The sequence below is a fragment of the Streptomyces prunicolor NBRC 13075 genome (assembly GCF_000367365.1).
Lineage (GTDB): Bacteria > Actinomycetota > Actinomycetes > Streptomycetales > Streptomycetaceae > Streptomyces > Streptomyces prunicolor.
In genome coordinates this window covers 1-19,270 of sequence record NZ_BARF01000001.1, presented here as the reverse complement: position 1 = coordinate 19,270, position 19,270 = coordinate 1, and the positions used below count along the sequence as shown (strand labels likewise).

The 19,270-nt window shown below is 69.8% G+C and carries 17 protein-coding genes, 1 tRNA gene and 1 other RNA gene; 7 read left to right on the top strand and 12 right to left on the bottom strand.

Annotation, left to right across the window (positions count from 1 at the left end):
- Positions 1-3: 3 nt before the first annotated feature.
- From SPR02S_RS00090 to SPR02S_RS00065, 6 genes are all read right to left on the bottom strand, one after another.
- Positions 4-1,263 (bottom strand): ABC transporter permease, encoded by a 1,260-nt coding sequence (locus SPR02S_RS00090; RefSeq protein ID WP_019054890.1) that lies wholly within the window; start codon positions 1,261-1,263, stop codon positions 4-6.
- On the bottom strand, positions 1,260-2,024 hold the full coding sequence (locus tag SPR02S_RS00085; protein WP_019054889.1) for an ABC transporter ATP-binding protein: 765 nt from the start codon (positions 2,022-2,024) through the stop codon (positions 1,260-1,262). Before SPR02S_RS00085 ends, SPR02S_RS00090 begins: the two co-directional genes overlap by 4 nt.
- On the bottom strand, positions 2,021-3,478 hold the full coding sequence (locus SPR02S_RS00080; protein WP_063746227.1) for a peptidoglycan-binding protein: 1,458 nt from the start codon (positions 3,476-3,478) through the stop codon (positions 2,021-2,023). Before SPR02S_RS00080 ends, SPR02S_RS00085 begins: the two co-directional genes overlap by 4 nt.
- Positions 3,475-4,428, bottom strand: coding sequence for a hypothetical protein (locus SPR02S_RS00075; protein ID WP_019054887.1), 954 nt, complete (start codon positions 4,426-4,428; stop codon positions 3,475-3,477). The genes SPR02S_RS00080 and SPR02S_RS00075 overlap by 4 nt, the downstream gene beginning before the upstream one ends.
- 74 nt (positions 4,429-4,502) lie before the next feature.
- A complete protein-coding gene (locus SPR02S_RS00070) occupies positions 4,503-5,351 on the bottom strand; it encodes a hypothetical protein (RefSeq protein ID WP_245607464.1) in 849 nt (282 codons plus the stop codon).
- 2 nt (positions 5,352-5,353) lie between these two features.
- Positions 5,354-5,989 carry a SigE family RNA polymerase sigma factor gene (locus tag SPR02S_RS00065; protein ID WP_019054885.1) on the bottom strand — a complete coding sequence of 212 codons (636 nt, stop codon included), beginning with the start codon at positions 5,987-5,989 and terminating at the stop codon, positions 5,354-5,356.
- Positions 5,990-6,349: 360 nt separating this feature from the next.
- Between SPR02S_RS00065 and SPR02S_RS00060 the strand changes: the two genes are divergently transcribed.
- Both SPR02S_RS00060 and SPR02S_RS54800 read left to right on the top strand, forming a co-directional pair.
- Positions 6,350-6,733 carry a hypothetical protein gene (locus SPR02S_RS00060; RefSeq protein WP_019054884.1) on the top strand — a complete coding sequence of 128 codons (384 nt, stop codon included), beginning with the start codon at positions 6,350-6,352 and terminating at the stop codon, positions 6,731-6,733.
- A gap of 27 nt (positions 6,734-6,760) precedes the next feature.
- Complete coding sequence (locus SPR02S_RS54800; RefSeq protein ID WP_245607463.1) at positions 6,761-7,222, top strand: PH domain-containing protein; 462 nt, start codon at positions 6,761-6,763, stop codon at positions 7,220-7,222.
- Between the two features lie 50 nt (positions 7,223-7,272).
- Here the strand turns inward: SPR02S_RS54800 and SPR02S_RS00050 are convergent, their stop codons facing one another.
- Positions 7,273-7,551 carry a glutaredoxin domain-containing protein gene (locus SPR02S_RS00050; protein WP_019054882.1) on the bottom strand — a complete coding sequence of 93 codons (279 nt, stop codon included), beginning with the start codon at positions 7,549-7,551 and terminating at the stop codon, positions 7,273-7,275.
- Positions 7,544-8,536, bottom strand: a complete 993-nt coding sequence (locus tag SPR02S_RS54795; RefSeq protein ID WP_019054881.1) for a LysR family transcriptional regulator — start codon at positions 8,534-8,536, stop codon at positions 7,544-7,546. Before SPR02S_RS54795 ends, SPR02S_RS00050 begins: the two co-directional genes overlap by 8 nt.
- A 70-nt stretch (positions 8,537-8,606) precedes the next feature.
- On the opposite strand from SPR02S_RS54795, the gene SPR02S_RS00040 reads away from it, so the two are divergent.
- The 3 genes from SPR02S_RS00040 to SPR02S_RS00030 all read left to right on the top strand — a co-directional run bounded on the left by SPR02S_RS00040 (position 8,607) and on the right by SPR02S_RS00030 (position 12,084).
- Positions 8,607-10,073 carry an acyclic terpene utilization AtuA family protein gene (locus tag SPR02S_RS00040; protein WP_078622764.1) on the top strand — a complete coding sequence of 489 codons (1,467 nt, stop codon included), beginning with the start codon at positions 8,607-8,609 and terminating at the stop codon, positions 10,071-10,073.
- Complete coding sequence (locus tag SPR02S_RS00035) at positions 10,070-10,399, top strand: AtuA-related protein (protein WP_019054878.1); 330 nt, start codon at positions 10,070-10,072, stop codon at positions 10,397-10,399. The genes SPR02S_RS00040 and SPR02S_RS00035 overlap by 4 nt, the downstream gene beginning before the upstream one ends.
- A gap of 122 nt (positions 10,400-10,521) precedes the next feature.
- Positions 10,522-12,084: a carboxylesterase/lipase family protein gene (locus tag SPR02S_RS00030; RefSeq protein ID WP_245607462.1), complete on the top strand. Its 1,563-nt coding sequence runs from the start codon at positions 10,522-10,524 to the stop codon at positions 12,082-12,084.
- Positions 12,085-12,111: 27 nt separating this feature from the next.
- Here SPR02S_RS00030 and SPR02S_RS00025 read toward each other — a convergent pair whose 3' ends face one another.
- The 4 genes from SPR02S_RS00025 to SPR02S_RS00010 all read right to left on the bottom strand — a co-directional run bounded on the left by SPR02S_RS00025 (position 12,112) and on the right by SPR02S_RS00010 (position 17,613).
- Positions 12,112-12,960 (bottom strand): PIG-L family deacetylase, encoded by an 849-nt coding sequence (locus tag SPR02S_RS00025; RefSeq protein ID WP_026150067.1) that lies wholly within the window; start codon positions 12,958-12,960, stop codon positions 12,112-12,114.
- Between the two features lie 378 nt (positions 12,961-13,338).
- Positions 13,339-14,760, bottom strand: a complete 1,422-nt coding sequence (locus tag SPR02S_RS00020) for an ATP-binding protein (RefSeq protein ID WP_019054875.1) — start codon at positions 14,758-14,760, stop codon at positions 13,339-13,341.
- Positions 14,761-14,824: 64 nt separating this feature from the next.
- The gene (locus SPR02S_RS00015) at positions 14,825-17,251 is read right to left on the bottom strand and encodes a helicase-associated domain-containing protein (protein WP_019054874.1); all 2,427 of its coding nucleotides are present in this window, start codon (positions 17,249-17,251) and stop codon (positions 14,825-14,827) included.
- Positions 17,252-17,525: 274 nt separating this feature from the next.
- Positions 17,526-17,613: transfer RNA gene (locus SPR02S_RS00010), tRNA-Ser, on the bottom strand.
- Between the two features lie 71 nt (positions 17,614-17,684).
- Here SPR02S_RS00010 and ffs point away from each other — a divergent pair.
- Positions 17,685-17,783, top strand: an RNA gene (ffs, locus tag SPR02S_RS59485) — signal recognition particle sRNA small type.
- 74 nt (positions 17,784-17,857) lie between these two features.
- Positions 17,858-19,270: DNA polymerase III subunit gamma and tau (locus SPR02S_RS00005; RefSeq protein WP_026150066.1), on the top strand; the 1,413-nt coding region annotated here is incomplete at its 3' end.

The following is a 19,270-nucleotide window of genomic DNA, read 5'->3' as shown; positions in this document are numbered from 1 at the left end:
TCTCTACGACGGTGCACGCAGCGCATCCACCGGCTCCATCCGAGCCGCCCGCAGCGACGGATACAGCCCCGCGAGGAGCCCTACGAGCGCACCGGCAAGCGGCGCCCCCAGCGCGAGCCGCAGATCCAGCACCGGCGTCCACTCCTTGAACACGGCGACGCAGACCACGACCGCGATGCCCAGGGCCGCGCCCACAACTCCCCCCAGCAGACCGATGGTTGTGGACTCCAGCAGGAACTGTCCGGCCACCTGGCGCCGTGACGCGCCCAGGGAGCGCCGTAGCCCGATCTCGCCGACCCGTTCCATCACTGTCACCAGCGTCACATTGGCGATGCCGATCGCGCCGACCACGAGCGAGACGAGGCCGAGGACGAGGAAGAGGCTGTTGGCGTCGTTCTGGACGCCGGCGCGGGCCTTGGAGAGGTCGGGCGGCGCCACGACGGCGAGCGAGTCCTGGTGCCCGGGCGCGAGCGCGATCGGCGCTTGCCGCGCGACCTGCTTGGCCGCACCCAGCGCCGTGTTGACCAGCACACGGGTGATGTTCCGCAGCCCGATCCGGTCGGCCGCGGTGGTGGGCGGCACCAGCACCGCGGTGGACAGCCGCGCCTCGCGGCGGATCCCGCCGAGGATGCCGATGACGGTGTACGACTGCCCGCGGAAGAAGACCGCCGGCGCGTCCTCCACCCGCTTGATACCGAGGAGTTGGGCCGCCTGGTCGCCGAGCACGACGACGTGGTCGCGCCGGGCGATGTCCCCGGCGTCGTAGAACCGTCCCGCGGTCATCCGCCCGTGCACGGCCGCGGGCAGCCCCGCCGAGGCGGCGACCACGGCGAGGGTCTGGCCGGACAGATCGCCGGGCGCGGACACGTCGTTGGCCCGCACCAGCACGCTGTCGGTCGCGTCCGAGTCGGCGAGCGCCGCCACCGACTCCACCCCGGCCAGCCGCGCCACGGCATCGGTCCCCGACCACGGCACCAACGGCCCGGCGTCCTCCGCGCCAGGCAGCGGTTCCGGCACGGTCACGGTCACCGAGGTCGCGGTGAGCGCGTCGAACCGGCCGACGATCTGGTTGCCCGCGGTCGATGCGACCCCGATGGTGATGACGAGCGTGGTGATGCCGAGCACCGTGCCGAGCGTGGTCAGCGCGGACCGCACCGGCCGCGCGAGCACCCCCGCGAGGGCCTCCGTCCACAGATCCCGGGGATCCATCCAGGGCCGCTCGACCCGCGCCGTCGCCTCCAACTCCCTCTCCACGACGCTCACTTGGCCTCCTCGGCCAGGCGCCCGTCGGTGATCCGGACCCGCCGCCCCGCCCGACGGCTGACCGCGTCGTCGTGGGTGATCACGACCAGGGTCATGCCCTGGGCGCACAGGTCGTCGAAGAGTTCCAGTACGGAGAGGGTGTTCTCGGTGTCCAGGTTCCCGGTCGGCTCGTCGCAGAGCAGCAGCGCCGGGTCACTGAGCAACGCCCGCGCGATGGCGACCCGTTGCCGCTCACCGCCGGACAGCCGGTCGGGCCGGAAACCCACCCGGTGCCCCAACCCCACCTGCTCCAGGGCCTGATGGGCCCGCGCGAGCCGCCCACCCCGCCCCCGTCCGGGCCGCGGCCTGCGGTACGCCTCGGCCAGCATCACGTTCTCGTCGACCGTCCGGTACGGCAACAGGTGGAAGGACTGGAACACGAACCCGATCCGGCTCCCCCGCAGGGAGGTTCGTTCGAGGTCGCCGAGGCCGGTGGTCTCCACGCCGTCCAGCAGATACGACCCCGCCGTGGGCCGGTCCAGCAGGCCGAGCGTGTTGAGCAGCGTCGACTTCCCCGATCCGGACGGCCCGACGATGGCCAGGTGTTCGCCACGCCGTACGGTCAAGTGCACGTCGCGCAGGGCATGTACGGGCGGGTCGGAGGGGAACGTTCGCTCCACGCCGGTGAGTTGGATGACGGTGTCGATCACGGTGTCGATCGGGGTGTCGATCGCGGCGTCGGGGACGGTGGAGTCGAGTTCGAGTTCGGGCCGGGGGATCACTCGCCCACCACCACCCGCTCGCCCGCCTCCAACGTGCCCCCGTCCGGCTTGACTTCGACGATCCCGGCGGCGGAGAGCCCGACGGTGACATGGACGTCGGTCACGGCGTCGCCGCGCTCGACCTTGACCCGGGCCCGCCCGTCGGACGAGGTGTGGATCGCGGCCATCGGCACGGTCAGCACCTTGCCGTCGGAGGCGCCGACCTTGATGGTCACCTTCACGGCGGCCTCGGCCTCACCGGCGAGCGGTCCCGGTTCCGGGACGGTGATCCGCACCTGGACGGCGGCGGTGGAGTCGGCGGCGGAGTTCGTGTCGTCGGTGGTGGAGGGGGCCGTAGCGGCGGATTCCGTACCCGACGAGGAATCGGAACCGTCCGCCACGACGTCCACCGTGCCCTGCGCCGACTTGCCGTCCGCCGTGGTCAGTCGGGCGGTCATGCCGTGCCGCAGGAGCTGGGCGTCGGTGCCGGGGACGGCCGCCTGCACCACCACGTCGGAGCTGGTCACCGTGCCGATCTGGGCGGACGGGGTGTCGCCCGTCTTCACGCTCACCTTGTCCAGCCGCGCGGGCAGCTTCGGCAGGAAGACGACCTCGCCGGCCGGGACCTTCGTACCGTAGGTGGCCTTGAAGCTGCTGAGCGCGCCGTTCGCCAAGTCCAGTGCCTTCTGGGCGGACTTGACCTGGATCTCGTGGACCTGCTTGTCCGTGCTGGACTGAGGGTTGGGGCTGCTGGACGACCCGGTCTCACTGGAACTGGCCGTGCCGGCACCGCTGTTGGTGGTGAGGAGCGTCTCCTGCGCGGCGGATACGGCCTGTTCGAGCGAGCCGAGTTGCTGCTGATCGGTGGGGCTCGGCTCCTGGGCGTCGTACCCCTTGCTCTTGTACCAGTCGGCGACGGCGGTGGCGGTCCCCTGTCCGTACGTCCCGCCGGTGCCGCCGGGGTCGAACCCGAGCCGCTTCAAAGCCTTCTGAAGCTGCGTCACATCGTCGCCCGAAGTGCCGGGCCCCAGTGCGCGGTACATCGGTACGGAACCGCCGAGCGCGAACACCGGACGGCCGTTGACCGTCATCAGGACATCGCCCTCCTTGATCTTCGTCCCGGCCACCGGCGCCTTGGTGACCCGCTGCTCGGCCCCCTCGCCGTCCGCACCGGCGGACGCCCCGCTGCCGACCGGCCCGGCCAGCGACAACGGCCGCGGCGAGGCGAACTCGACCGACCCGGTCGCCACGACACTCGCGGTGAGCGACTGCCGTACGACGGAGACCGTCACCGGCCCGGCCTTCGGTGCCCGGTGCGAGGCGGCGGCGTCCGCGGGCGACTGCACCTGCGTACCGGCGAACCACCCACCCGCCCCGACCAGCACGACCGCCGAGACAACGACCCCAAGTCGCCTACGACCGCTGCCGATACGGCTGCCGACGCGGCTCGGGCCTGCTCCCTCCGGGTGGCTCATCCGTTCTCCCCGTAGTAGGGCTTGGCCTTCTCCTTGGGGAAGTAGGCGGCGCGGAACTTCTTGCCGCAGTCCAGGTCCTTGAGGGCGATGCCGATGTCCTTGTTCAGGAGCGGCAGCGCGGCTTCCTTGCTCAACGACATGAAGTTCTCCGGCAGTTGGCGGGAGATGTCGAGGCGGACCATGGAGACCAGGCCGGTCGGCTGGGTGGTGCTGATCGAGATGCCCTGACCGGTCAGGCAGCTCGCGAACTGCTGGGCGAGCTGGACGAGTTGGGCGTCACCGTTGAGCGCGAGGCCGTTGGCGTGGTTCTGGTCGTCGCGGGCCTTCTCCGCGTTCTTCTCGGCCGCCGCGCTGAGCGCGGGCCCGTGCGCCGCGACCCGCCCCACCTCGGAGCACCCGGCGATCTTCTCCTCGGCCTTGGTCTTGGCCGGGGGGCCGGTCAGCGCGATGTCGTACGCCTTCTTCTGGGCGTCGGTCAGACCGTCCTCGTCCTGGTCCTGGGGTGTGGTCCGCTTGGCCGTCGCGGCCTTGCTGAACGGGACGTTGGAGTCGTTCGGGTAGACGGCACCGGCGTAGTACCCGAAGCCGTACTTCTGCCGGAACTGCTTCGCCCGCGCGTAGTCCTCCCCGTCGACCGCGGCGAACGCGTCGGTCTCGGTCGAGGACTGCACGTGCGGGGTGTAGGTGAAGCCCTGCTTCTTCATACAGACCGCGATGGCGTTCTCCTGGATGTACTCCTTCTTCGTCGCGTCGTCCACGCCGTCCGGGACGGTGAGTTGGGTGGCGCCGTTGACTGTCGTCGTGGCCGCACTCGAAGACGAACTCCCTTCGCTGGAGGCCGACTTGCTGTCGGAGCCGGCGCCGCAGGCGGAGAGGAGGGGGAGCAGGCCGAGGGTGAGGGCCAGGGCGGACGTACGTATTCTGGGCGTGCCGAATTTGGGCATGCTCATGCCATGCGCTCCTTCAGGGTTGATCAGAGTGTTGTTGATTGAGAGGTGTTTCACTCAGCCGGAGAGGTCCCGGATCAGCCGCCGCCGCCCTCCTTCACGGCGTCGAAGATGCGGGGGTCGGTGGCGAGTTGGGTGAGCGGACCCGTGCGCGGAGTGCTGCCGCTCCGGCCGGTGGCGGCCTCGTCGAGCCTGCCCGCGATGACCTGCACCGTCCATCCGCCCGGGGTCAGATAGGTGACACCGGTGGCCATGGACCTGCCGGCCACGAAGAAGTACAACAGGCTGCCCGACCCGTGCTCGGTCAGGGAGCACCGGGTGATCAGACCGTTCCAAGGGGAGGCGAGCAGCCGGCCGTTGCTGTCCGCGCAGGCCCGGGTCGGGTGTTCGTACGACGGGTCGGTGGCGGTCCGACTGACGCTCACGTAAAGGTCGTTGACGCTGCCGTCGGCGGTGGTCATCTTGAAGTACCGCCCGGGGCGGAGGGGTTGGCGGGGTTGCTCGGCGGAGACGGTCGTGCCCTCACCGCCGCTGTTGCCGTCACCGGCGGCGAGGATCGACCGCACCAACTCCAGTGACGGGGACCAGACCGACGGCTGCCCGGCGGGAAGCGTCGGCGCGGGTTCCGGCCGGGGTGAGAGCAGCGCGTGCCCGCCGAGGGCGACAACTCCCGCCATGGCAGCGGCACTTACCGTCGCCCCGACCCTCCGCCGACGACGGATCCGCGCACCGCGTGCGACGGCACCCGGCACCAGGTCGGGCATGGGCGGTTCGGCTCCGGAACCGAGCCCGCCGAGGGCATCCGCGAGCGCGGACTCGTACACCTGCGGGTCGATCCTGTCCGTCTGGTCCGTCTGGTCCGTCTGGTCCGTCTGGCCCGTCTGGCCCGTCTGGTCCGTGAACTCGTCACCGGCCTTCCCGCTCATGGTCACCACTCCGCCCGCAGATAGCCGGTTCCAGATCCCGCGCCGCCAGGTCCGAAGTCGGCGCCGAGATCCTTGCCGGAGTCGGCCAGGATGGTGCGCAGGGTGCCAAGACCCCGGGAGGTCTGGCTCTTCACCGTGCCGACGCTGCACCCCAGCGCCGCCGCCGTGGCCTCCACGCTCTGGTCCTCCCAGAACCGCAGCACCAGCACCGCCCGCCCACGCGGCGGCAGTTGCCGTAGCGCGTCGAGCAGGGTCAGCCGCAGATCCGGATCGGAAGCGGACGCCACCAAGTCCTCCTGGTACGCCCCCTCGCCCTCTCCCACTCCCGCCCCCGCCCCCGTCCGCTCCCACCAGCGCCGCCGCCGGGTCTCGTCGATGAACGTCCGGTACAGCACCCGCCGCGCGTACCCGTCCGGCGACTCCAACTGCCGTACCCGGCGCCACACCGCGTACAGCTTCGCCAACGCCGTCTGCGTCAGGTCCTCGGCCAAGTGCCAGTCCCCGCACAGCAGATGAGCCGTACGCCGCAGATGCGCCTGCCGACTCCGAGCGAAGTCGTCGAAGTCGAGCCCGGCACCGCCGACACCACCGGCATCACCGGCATCGGAGACGTCCTGCCAGACCGGCGTCCGGATCACAGGCCACCTCCACCCGGCACCGGCGCGGCGCACGGTGAGAAGTACTTCATGTCTGAGGAACGGGGTTACGGGACAGGGGGGTTGTCACGCCCCGGGAAACTTCTTCAACGACAAACACAGCGACAACGGCGACAATGGATCACCGCACCGGACAAGCGGGACAGCAGCGCAACGGGACGACCGGTCAACGGGGTGGCAGGGGTGGACAGTCCGCAGAGTGGGAGACCGTCGCCGGCCGAGGTGCGCATCCGCAGGGCGGTGTGGCAATGGATAACTCCCCTCCTGCCCATGGCCGTTATGACAGCGGTCCTTTTCACCACGGCCGGGACGGAGATGCCACCGCCGGGCGGAGTCCCTGGCGTGGTGGCATTCTGGGCCGTCCTGCTGTTGCTGGGAAGCGTCCTCCCCTCCCGCTTCGGCATCACCCTCACCCCGTCCGCGGCAGTGGTTCACAACGTGCGCCGCCGAACCATCCCTTGGGCCGACATCCAAGCCATCCAGGTCCAGTCCACCGCGGGCACCAAGTCGATCGTCCTCCACGAGGCGAACGGCCGCAGTACCGAACTCCGGGCACCCACCACGGGATTCCTGTCCTGGGACCGGCACTTCAACGAAAAGCTCCACACCATAGAAACCTGGTGGCACACCCACAGGGGCCCCGACTGGACCCCGATCACACCCCCACCGGCCTGGTGGAACACCCCACCGACCCCGGAACGGAACCCGTTCACCCCACCCCGCTAGCCCAGTCGGCCGGGCATCATTCGTACCGTGGACGGTGTACGAGGCGGTGTCATAGGCGTCTGGCGGGTCAGTCAGTCCGGGCGGCTCGGGGGATATCTGCTGGCCGTCGGCCCGGCGTGCGGGGCGCTGTCCGCCTGGTGGGGTGCGCTTTTCCACCCGGACATGGCGAACGTGGACTCCGCCGGCATAGCGACCGCCTTCGCACTGTTCTTCGCGCTCTTTGCCTGGTGGGTGCTGCTGCGCGTACGCCTGGAACTCACGACGGACATGATCGTCATGGTGAACCCCTGGGGCACCCAACTCCTGCCCTGGGCGCAGGTCAGGGCGGTGACCCTCGGCAATTGGGGAGCGCAGTTCCATACGACGGACGGCTTCACGTACACGGCGTACGCCCTGAGCGACCTGGCGGGCGGACGGCGCCAGGACGACCGGTTCGCCGAGGTGAAACGAGTGTCCGACGCCCAACTCCGCGGCGGGCAACCGCTGTAGGAGCCCGAGGCGCCGACGCGGGGACCGGACGAGCCCTATGAACAGCTCTGTCAGCCGCTCCCCGACAACAGATGCGGCGCATACGCCTCCACCGCCTCCAACAACTCCCGCTTCGACGGATTCACCATCGCCCGCCCCGCCACAGTCACCGTCGGCACAGTCTCGTTCCCGTCCGCGACGGACCGGACGAATGCCGCCGCGTCGGGGTCCCGCCAGATGTTGACCTTGGTGAACTGGAGCCGGGTGAAACGGAGTTGGGTGAGCAGCCTCATGCAGTACGTGCACATGGGCCGCCAGTAGATGACGACGTCACCGGGCTCTTCAGACACGTCTCTCCCCCTTGTTTCCCTGCTCGCCGGTCTCCGACAGACCCGACCCCGAACCATCATGCTCAGCACCCGCCCCACGCAGAAGCCGATGCAGAAAATAGGCGGACGCCGGCGGCAGCACAGGCGTACGAGGCGTATACACCGCCAACTTCCGTACCGTTCCAGGCCCGTTCAGTGGCCGTGTCACCAGTCGCCCGAACGCCATCAACGGCAGCACCAGCCGCGGTACGGCACTGACGCCGAGCCCCGCCGAGATCATGCCCGCCGCCGTACCCACCTCCCGGGTCTCGATGACGTTCGTCGGCCGAACTCCCGCCTGTTCGAAGGACAGATCCGCGAGCCGCCGCACACTGCTGGACGGGGTGAAGGCGACGAAGGGCTGCTGGGCGAGGTCGTGCCAGGTCACGGACGCCCGCTCGGTGAGCGGATGGTCCGCCGGCAGCACGGCCAACACCGGTTCCTCGCACAGGAGTTGACCGCGCACCTGAGGGTCCGCGTTCCCGCCCTCCGCGATCGCCAACTCCGCCGCCCCGGAACGGACGTACTCGATCACCTCCCGCGTGGTCCCGTCCAGGATCCGCAACTGCATCGCGGGATGCTCGCCCAGCACGGCCCGGAAGACGCCGGGCAGCATCCCGGCCGCCACCGACGGCAGCGCGGCCACCGTCACCGTGCCCCGCTCCCCGGCACGCAGCGCGGCGAACCGTTCCATGCCGCGGTGATACGTCCGGAGGATGTCGCGGGCGACACCGAGCAGCTCAGTGCCCTCCGGGGTGAGCGCCAGCGACCGCGTCGTGCGCTCGAAGAGCTTCGCGCCTACCGCGTGTTCGAGCTGCTGAACGGTACGGCTCAGCACAGGCTGGCTCAGCAACACCTCCTCGGCGGCCCTGGTGAACGGCTCGGCTTCCGCGACACTCAGGAACAGCTCCATCTGCCGCAGGGTGATGTCCATGCCCCATGCGTACAGGGCGGAGGGCTCATCCATGCGGATGCCACATCAATCCATGCGCGATTGATCTTTGCCCGGGGCCCCCGCACCGCCCCACAGTGGTCCCATGAGCCGGACATGGAGCCGGACATGGAGCCGGACACGGAGCCGGACATGGAGCCGGACATGGAGACGGACACCGACCCCTGAGAAGCCGGCGCGACGGATCCGCATCGGCTGCGGCGCGGGCTTCGCCGACGACCGCGTCGACCCCGCCGTGGAACTCGCGGAACACGGCCGCCTCGACTACCTCGTCTTCGAGTGCCTGGCCGAACGCACCGTCGCCCTGGCCCAGTTGGACCGCCTCCGCGACCCGGACTCCGGCTACAACGAGTGGCTGGAGGAGCGCATGGAAGCCGTACTCGAACCCTGCGCCCGCCAGGGAACCCGCATCATCACCAACATGGGCGCGGCCAACCCGACGGCCGCCGCGAGGGTGGTCGCCGAGGTCGCCCGCCGCCTGGGCCTCGACGGCCTACGCATCGCGACGGTCACCGGCGACGACGTACTCCACCTGGTCAAAGGCACTCACCTCCCCCTCCTGGACGGCCCCGGCAGGGCGGCAAGCACGGTGAGCGACCTCCACAAGACCGTCGTATCGGCGAACGCCTACCTGGGCGCGACCCCCATCATCGAGACCCTCGCCCAGGGCGCCGACGTGGTTGTCACCGGCCGGGTCGCCGACCCGTCACTCTTCCTCGCCCCGCTGATGCACGAGTTCGGCTGGCCCCCGACCGACTGGCCCCTCCTGGCCCGCGGAACCGCCGTGGGCCACCTCCTGGAATGCGCCGGCCAACTCACCGGCGGCTACTACGCCGACCCCGGCACCAAGGACGTCCCCGACCTCGCCCGCCTCGGCTTCCCCCTCGCCGAGGTCGCCGAGGACGGCTCCTTCACGGTCACCAAGGTCCCCGGCTCAGGCGGCCGCCTGACGCTCGCCACCGTCACCGAACAACTCCTCTACGAGGTCCACGACCCCGCCGCCTACCTCACCCCCGACGTCACCGCCGACTTCTCCCACGCCCACCTCACCCACCTCGCGGAGGACCGGGTCGCGGTCACGGGCATCACCGGCCGCGAACGCCCCATCACCCTCAAGGCATCGGTCGGCTACCGTGACGGTTTCCTCGCCCACGGCGAGATCTCCTACGCCGGCCCCGGCGCCGTGGCCCGAGCCCGCGAGGCAGCACGGATCGTCCAACAGCGCCTGACCCGGGCCGAGTTCCCGGTCACGGAGGCGCGCTACGACCTGATCGGCGTCGACGCCGTACACCGAGGAACCGGCACCGACCCCACAACTGCCGTAGAACCAGCCGAAGTTCGCCTACGCGTGGCCGCCCGCACCGAAACCCTCCTCCAGGCACGCCGGTTGGGCAGAGAGGTGGCGTCCCTGTGGCTGAACGGCCCCTGCGGAGGCGCGGGCGTCACCCGAGAGGCCCGCGAGAACATCGCCATCACCTCGGTCCTGCTGCCCCGCGAACTGGTCATGCCCGCAACGGGAGTTCAGCTGAACACGGCCGGAGCCACACCATGAAACTCCACGAACTGGCCCACGCCCGCTCCGGCGACAAGGGCTCCACGGCCGACATCTCGGTCATCGCCTACCGGCCCGCGCACTACCCCCACCTCCGCGCACTCCTCACCCCCGACCGCATACGCGCCCACTTCCCCGACCTCCCCCCAGGCCCGATCCACCGCTACGAGATCCCGTCCCTCCACGCCCTCAAGTTCGTCCTCCACGACGCCCTCGACGGTGGCGTCACCCGTTCCCTCCGCCTGGACGCCCACGGAAAGAGCCTCGCGGCCTGCCTGCTGGAGATGGACGTACCGGCCCCACCGACAACAGACGCGAAGGACTGACCCGATGACTGACCCGATGACGATGAAACCCCCCCACCGCACACATCACGCACGGCGTTCTACGCGGAACGAGTACGGCGCGTACAGCGCGTACGGCGAATACGGCGAATACGGCCGACGATGTGTCGTCAGCGTTGCTGTTCGCCGGCGTACCGTTCGCCGCCCCACCCATCGGCCCCCTGCGCCTGCGCCCACCGCAACCCCCCACCCCCTGGGAGGGCGTACGCGAGGCGACCGAGTACCCCGCGGGCCCCGCACAGCGAGGCGCGGACGGCCCCGGCGGCTGGGAGACATCCGAGGACTGCCTGTACCTGAACGTATGGACGCCCGAACTGGCAGGCAGGCGACCGGTGTTGGTGTGGATCTACGGCGGCGGCTTCGAACTCGGCACGGCCTCCCCGCCGACGACGGACGGCGCAGCCCTCTCCCGCCTGACCGGCGCGGTGGTGGTGGCCCCCAACTACCGCGTAGGAGCGTTGGGTTGGCTGAACCCGGCAGGCCCGGACGCGAACGAGTGGCGGGACAGCGCCAACCTGGGCCTCCAGGACCAGACCGCCGCACTGCACTGGATCCACGCCAACATCGCCTCGTTCGGCGGCGATCCGGACAACATCACCGTCGCCGGCCACTCGGCGGGCGCCTTCTCGATCGGCGCCCTGCTGACCCACCCCGCCGCCCGGGGCACTTTCCACAAGGCGATCCTGCACAGCGGCAGCATCGGCCGCCTCTACCCACCCGACCTCTCGTCCTCCATCACGGAGGACCTCATGACGCAGGTCGGCGCCAAGATGATGACCGAACTTCAGTCGGCCCCTCTCACGCGCATCATCGAGGCCCAACACACGGTGATCGACCAGGACTTCGGCGCCCGCAACCTCCCCGGCGGCCGAGCGTGGGGTTTGGTCCACGACGGAACGGTGATCGTCGAGGACCCCGCCAAGGCCATCGCAGCGGGCGCGGCGACCCACATCCCCCTCCTGATCGGCGCCAACCGGAACGAGTTCCGCACCTTCCAGTACCTCTACGCCAGTGAGCACTACCGCCACCCGAAAGACGAACAGGCCCTCCTGTCCGAGATGGAACTGGCAGGCGTACAACACCCGCGAGACCTGCTGGAGGCATACCGCAACCACGAAGCACCGCACGCGCCGAACGACCGGTCCAACGACCGGTCCAACGACCGGTCCAACGACCGGTCCAACGACCGGTCCAACGACCGGTCCAACGACCGGTCCAACGACCGGTCCAACGACATGTCCAGCGCCCCGTCCAATGACGAGTCCGCCGAACTGTCCGATCTACGAACCCGCTTCCTCTCCGACGCCGTCTACCGCCGCCGGGCAACGCACCTGGCCGAACTCCAGACCAAGGCCGGCGGCACCGCCCACACCTACCTCTTCTCCGCCGAACCCCTGGGCCCCCACTACGGCGCCTTCCACGGCTGCGAACGCTTCTACGCCTTCGACCAACGCGCCCTCCTGGACATCGACACCCCGGAGCAACGCGCCGCCCGAGACACCCTGATCGCCGCGTGGACGGGGTTCCTCACGGACGGCGACCCCGGCTGGCCCGCGTACGACATGGCCGATCCCGACGGCACCCGCGCCCGGCAGATCGGCGGGGAGCCGCCCTTCGTGGACGAACCACCGGCGTATGTGTCGCTTCGGTGGCATCCCGCGCGGTGAGCGAGGGGACGCCGAAGAGCCGCGGGATCAGCGCAGTCCGGCGAAGAGATCGTTCTCGGGCAGGGCCGCGCCGGTGGCGTCCTGAACACGGACGAAGGTCTCCACGCCCATCAACTCGCCGAACCTCTCCTTGCCCATCTTGAGGAAGAAGATGTTGTCGCCCTGACTGGCGTGCGCGGCCAGCGAGTCGAACTTCTGGTCGCTGAACGCGGTGGCGTCCACCCAGGTGGTGATCTCGTCGTCGGGGAGGCCCATCTTGGCCATCTCGGCGACCTCGGCGGGATCCGGCTCCGGCATGTCCGGATGGAACTCGCGGATGATCTCGCCGAACCGCCGCATCGTCGAGCGGGGCATCGTGGTCCAGTACACCTTCGGTGTCGGCGCGGTCGTGTCCAGCGCCGTCATCTCCAGCGCCGCCATCGTGATGCGGTGGGCCTGGATGTGGTCGGGGTGCCCGTAGAAGCCGTTCTCGTCATAGGTGACGACCACATCGGGCCGGTAATGCCGCATGAGCTCCGCGAGCCGACCCGCGCCTTCTTCCACGGGGGTCTGCCAGAAGGATCCGGGGGCGTCGTTGCTCGGCCAGCCCATCATCCCGGAGTCGGCGTAGTCCAACATCTCCAGATCGCTGATCTTCAAGACGTCACAGCTCGCCTCCAGCTCCTGCCGACGCATCAGCGCGACAGCCGCCGGATCGTGCCCGGGATCCCCCGGCTTGACACCCCCTGGTCCATCACCGCAACCACCGTCGGTACAGGTCACGAGAACCGTACGGATGCCTTCCGCCGCATACCGCGCGAGCACCCCTCCGGTGCTGGTCGCTTCGTCGTCGGGGTGAGCGTGTACCGCCATGAGCGTCAAGGGCCGGTCAGTCATGAAAACAGTCCTCCTGCAGAAGTACGTCTTGGTCCACGCGGCGGGACCGGCGTACCGCTACGGCGCCGGTCCCTCGCCCGATGCAACCGCACCGACCGGACCGCCTGTTCCCGACGCAGCCCAAAGCAAAGAAGCCCTGACCCACGTTTCCGTGAATCAGGGCTACTTCGTAGTGCCCGGTGAGGCACTGGCGGAGGATACGAGATTCGAACTCGTGAGGGGTTGCCCCCAACACGCTTTCCAAATGTTCGTCTGGGGGTTCGGGGGTGTACGGGAGCGTTCCGACCTGCGATGGAGCGGGGGTGCTCGGGACTTCTGGACAGTGCCGTACGCAGGTGAACGCAACCAGAACTGCAACCAGGGCACCTCAGCCGCTGTTCATGCTCTGCGCCAGGCACTGAGCAGTTCGTCGGGGCCGTACGACGCATGAAGCCCAGTACAGCTGGTTCCGTTTCGGGAAACCGCCACGAGCGGCACAGGCTCGTCGGTGATCGCCGCCCGGTGCTTGTGCAGTGCGGCCAGGTCGTGGCTGTCGAGCGGGGAGTTCTCCAGCCACTTGATCGAGCCGAGGAAGAGCAACTGCTTGGCCACCGGCTGCCGGTCGGCGCCCACCAAGTCGATTTCGACGTCGTTGCTGCGGGTCCAGTAACCGCCGATCGCCGGGGCGGCGGGCAGGAGCCCGTCCGGCAGGAGACGGGCGAGGGATTCCCGGACCAGGGGCTCGATCGCGCGGCCCCGCCAGCTCGTCCACTGCTCTCTGATCCGGCTCAGTGTGAGATCTCCCCGCATCCGCTCGATCTCAGCCATGTGCGGATCCAGAAACGCGAGCCAGAACCGCAGGTAGGGGTCTGCCACTCGGTAGCGGCGTTCTTTCGACGGACGCAGGGAGAGGGGCAGTTCGGCTGCCACCACCCGCTTCTCGGTCAGGACGTCCGTTGCCCGGGTAAGCGTGGTGTGGGCGATGCCGCCGGCGGCGCGCGCGATGTTGGTGAAGGTTCGTTCTCCGGCTCCGATGGCCCGTAGGACTTCCCTGCTCATCGCCTGCGGTGGGAACTCCGCGGCAAGTGAACGCTCGGCGGAGACCAGCAGCGCCGAGATCGGGTTGTCGAGCGAGTCACCGAGGAACTCCCAGACGTCCGCTCCGGCCCGCCACTCCGCGCAGATCAGCGGAAGACCGCCCGTGATCAGGGCGGCGTCGAAGGCGACCGCCGGCGACAGGTCGAGCATCTCGCCGATGTCGGCCGGGTTCAGCGGCCCCACGACCATTTCCCGGCCCCGCTGATGGAAGGGGCGGTCGTAGCTGTTCAGCGCCTCCATCATCGACAGGTCGGATCCGACCAGGAGGAGGAGCACGGGCTTGCGGCTGAGCAGCCGGTCCCAGGCCCGTTGCAACATCCCCTCGAACGCGTCGATTCGGTCCATGAGATACGGAACCTCATCGATGACGACCACGCTTGGGCTGTCGTCGGGCAGGACCTCCGCAAGCAGCCTGAATGCCGCATTCCACTGCTCCGGGGCCTCCTCCGAGAACAGTCCCCGCTCCGGGAGGGTGGATCTGGCGACGGCGTCGAGCAGCTCCGTCAGCTCGTCGTCGGCCGTGCCGCCCGCCGCGGTGAAGAAGAGGTACGGCGTCTCGGTGCGCCGGAGGAATTCCTCGACGAGGCTGGACTTGCCGACCCGCCGCCGTCCGCGCATGAGGATGCACTGGCCTGGTCTCACCGACCCGACGGCATCGTGAACCGTCTGCAAGGCGTTGTCGAGCACGTTCAGCTCGCGGTCCCGCCCGATGAAGCGCCGCACGACCAGCCTTCCGTGGGTAATGGTATCGATGGAGATACTATCTCTACCGATACCATTACCCTTTTCATTCGGGCATGACGCTGTGGATGCGGGAGAGGGTGAAAACGCGCTCGGCGTCCCGAAGGTGGCACCAGGCTTCCAAGTAGGGCGGGTCGAGTTCGAGCTGGCTGAGGGTACGCACAGTCTGCTTGCCCGAGGTGGCGACGTATTCGACGGTGATGGGTTGACCGACATCGATGGCATGCGCGAGCTGGCGGATGTCGCTGTACGGCAGGCGCTTCGCCCACCCTGCGACGATCTCTTCTGTGTCCGTGGCGAAGGGCACTCCTCCGTCGAACGGCGCGGGCTCGGGAGTCGTGGGCGGGGCGGCCAGCAGCCGGGTAGCCAAGGTGTTCGGGTCGACGGCGGCGGCTGCCTTCGCCGCGCGTGCGGATGCGATCCGGCCGCGGTCCCTCGCACTGCTGCCGCGTGGAGTGGGAACGGGAGCGGCGGCCCGCTGAGGCCGGGCTTTCTCGATGCGTACCGTGCCTTCGGCTGTTTCGGCGACAGGGGAGTATCCCTCGGCCCGGAGCGCGGCGAGGGTCGTGGCGATCGGGCTGCGGCTGACCAGCACCGTCGGTGCCAGCTGCCGCAGTCCGAGCTTGGCGAGCCCGCGGTGGGCGGCGAGTTCGGCCAGGAGCGCGGGCTCGTCGCCGTGGAGGACGCAGGCGGCGGGGGCGATGCGCACGCGTCCGTGGCCGCGCGCGATGTCGGCGATCAGATATGACAGAGGCTGTGGCAGGGGCCCGACGGCGACAGCGGCCAGGTCGGCTGTGATGTCCTCGGGGATGCGGCCGGCGTCCAGGGCCCGGCGGATGCCGCCGGCGCTGAACCGCCACACCGATGCCGTGCCGCTGGTCTCGCGGTCGGCGACGGAATCCAGGAGTGCGGCCAGCCGCGCGGACGGCGTGCCGGTGACGACGGCAGTGAGGTCGGCGCCGATCCGAGCCACCGCCGTGGCCGAGGGGAGCAGCCGCCGGCACTCGATGCTCAGCCCCTCCGTATCGCCGGTCCGCAGGTGGATGCCGAGACCGGACAGGGCGCCACGCGCGAGTACGCCGAGGAACTCGGCCTCACGGAGCACAGCGGCGAACGGCGTTCCGTCCTGGGGTAGTGAGTCGGCGAGCGGGCGATGCCAGGCGATCAGTGACCCCAGCTCCGAGGTGACCCTGGTGCCCTGCCCGGCCGGGAGCTGTGCGGCTGCGGCCAACAGCCCGAGGCGGGCCTGCACACAGCCGCCGCAGGGAGGTGCTCCCGCGACGGCGGGCAGTGCCTTGTTGTCCTCGTCGCGCGCCTGAGTCGGGGTGAGCGGCAGGTTCTGCCATGCCCGGAGCAGCACGGCGAACTGCTTCGGGGGTTCCTGCTCCGCCCAGGCGTCGTACGCCTCGGTGGCGGCCACACGATCGCCGTCCCGGCCCAGCAGCCCGGCGGCGTACGCGGTTTCGAGAGTGAGGCGCACGACGGTGTCGTCGGCCTGGGCGGCCTTGCCGATCCGCGCCAGCTCACGCGCACCCACCCCGCCGGACTTCAGTCGGACCGGTGCGGTTGCCGAGCAGACCGCCAGGACCGAGGCGGCATGGGCAACGAAGGTCGTGGCCGCGGCCGACGCCTCGCGATCCACCTCCGCCCGGGTGACGGATACCAGCCGGGGACGCGGTGGGATGGGCACGAACGGAGCGTGCCGGCCGGTTCCGCGCAACGCGAGTGCCACCTCGGCGGGCATACGGGCCGGCCCGTAGCGATGCCGGTCCTGAATCAGGAGCCCCCGGTCCAGCGCCCACCGCGCGCCCGGTTCGAGGCCGGGCCCAGGAGACCCGAACACGACGAACTCCGGCTGCCTCGCCGCGCCCCGCGCCAGGCGTTCGAGCAGTTCCCGGGTAGCCGCAGGGGCCTGTGCGACCACGGAGGCGATCTGCTCCGGGTCGCTGTGGTGCTCCACCAGGGCGGTCACTCGCTGCGACTTGCTGCCAGGCGGCTTGACGCCCAGTGCCACCAGCATGCCGCGCAGTTCGTCGGAGGTCGTGCCCGCGAGCAGTTCCTCCAGCGGAGCATCCAGCCCGAGGGGTGTGTCCCATGCCTGCCGCAGCGGTCCGGTCATACGGAGCTGCCCCGCGCCGTCCGGCCAGACCAGAGCGTGATCGGCCAGCGCCTCCAGTACGGCGTCGAGTTCGCGGGTGGTTGCGTCGTCCACGACTCCCAGCAGTTTCACCAGAGCATCGCGCGATGCGGGCACCCCCAGTGCCGCCAGCGCCTCGGCCGCCTGGAGGTGTGGCAGCGCGAGCCGCGGCAGGACCAGCGCCACCGATCCCGGGCGCTGAAGACGATCCGCCAGTTCCCCCAGTGAACGCGGCTCCGGAGGCGACACGGCGTCCTGCCGTGCCCCGAGCACGCGTGCCAGACGAGAACTGTCGAGGCTGCCGAGCCATGTCGCCAGCGTGGATCGGGACTTCATGCGACGTGCACCTCGTCAGACCAGGGAGCTTCGTAGCGGGGCCGGGTTCAAGGATGGCGTATCCCCGTGATCCGCGGGTGCCGCAAGGGGCAAGTTCCCCCTTGGTGGGCGTCGGCGGCTTGTGGGCCGCCTCAATTGCGGCGCGAGAGGGCCGACAGGTCAGTGAAATGTCGGAAATGGAATCATGTAAGTGCAACCAGAAATGCAACCGGTGCACGACGAAGGGCCCCACCGCGAACGGTGAGGCCCTTCGACATCGTGCCCGGTGAGGCACTGGCGGAGGATACGAGATTCGAACTCGTGAGGGGTTGCCCCCAACACGCTTTCCAAGCGTGCGCCCTAGGCCACTAGGCGAATCCTCCGCGGCAAACAATACAAGACGTTGAGGAGTGCTCGCGAACTCGTTCCCCCCGCTCAGATCCTGTAGCCTGTGCGGAGCCCCTCACGCGGCGCTATCTGACTGAACTCCCCCAGGGCCGGAAGGCAGCAAGGGTAGGTTGGCTCTGGCGGGTGCGTGGGGGGCGCTTGCGTTCCCGGGGTCGGGACCGCCCCTGTGGATCTTGTGGACGGCCCCCGTTGTCAGTGGGCGCCTATAACCTCGTACGCGTGTCGTCTCTCGCGCTCTACCGCCGTTACCGCCCGGAGTCGTTCGCCGAGGTCATCGGGCAGGAACATGTCACCGACCCGTTGCAGCAGGCGCTGCGGAACAACCGGGTCAATCACGCGTACCTGTTCAGCGGGCCGCGAGGCTGCGGCAAGACCACGAGCGCGCGCATCCTGGCCCGTTGTCTGAACTGCGAGAAGGGACCCACACCCACCCCCTGTGGCGAGTGCCTGTCCTGCACGGACCTCGCGCGCAACGGACCGGGTTCCATCGACGTCATCGAGATCGACGCCGCGTCGCACGGTGGTGTGGACGACGCCCGTGAGCTGCGCGAGAAGGCGTTCTTCGGCCCCGCGAGCAGCCGCTACAAGATCTACATCATTGACGAGGCCCACATGGTCACGTCGGCCGGCTTCAACGCCCTTCTCAAGGTCGTCGAAGAGCCGCCGGAGCACCTCAAGTTCATCTTCGCGACCACCGAGCCCGAGAAGGTCATCGGGACGATCCGGTCACGCACCCACCACTACCCCTTCCGGCTCGTGCCGCCCAGCACCCTGCGCGAGTACCTGGGCCAGGTCTGCGGGCAGGAGAACATCCCGGTCGAGGACGGCGTCCTGCCCCTCGTCGTGCGCGCCGGCGCCGGCTCCGTGCGTGACTCCATGTCCGTCATGGACCAGTTGCTCGCGGGGGCGAGCACCGACGGTGTGACATACGCCATGGCGACCTCGCTGCTCGGCTACACCGACGCCTCACTCCTCGACTCCGTCGTCGAGGCCTTCGCCACCGGTGACGGCGCCGCCGCCTTCGAGGTCGTCGACCGCATCATCGATGGCGGCAACGACCCGCGCCGCTTCGTCGCCGACCTGCTGGAGCGCCTCCGCGACCTGGTGATCCTCGCCGCCGTCCCGGACGCCCTCGACAAAGGCCTCATCGACGCCCCCACCGACGTACTGGAACGTATGCAGGCCCAGGCCGGCACCTTCGGCGCCGCCGAACTCAGCCGCGCCGCCGACCTCGTCAACACCGGCCTGACCGAGATGCGCGGCACCACCTCCCCCCGCCTCCAACTCGAGCTCATCTGCGCCCGAGTGATGCTCCCCGCCGCCTACGGCGACGAACAGTCGGTCATGGCCCGCCTCGACCGGCTGGAACGGGGCGTCAACTTCGCGGGTGGTGGCGGTGCGCCTGCCATGGGCTACGTCCCCGGACCCGAAGCCCACTCCCAGGCGCAGGCGCACGTTCAGGTCCAGGCTCCCGCCCACAATGTCGCCGCCGCCCCTGTCCCACCGGGCGGTGGCGCCGCCGCCGCGCGGGCAGCGGTACGAGGTCCAGGGGCGCCCGGCACCACCCCGGCCCCCTTCGCCGCTACGACCCCGCCGCCCGCGATGCCGGCGGAGCAACCCCCCGCACCCGCC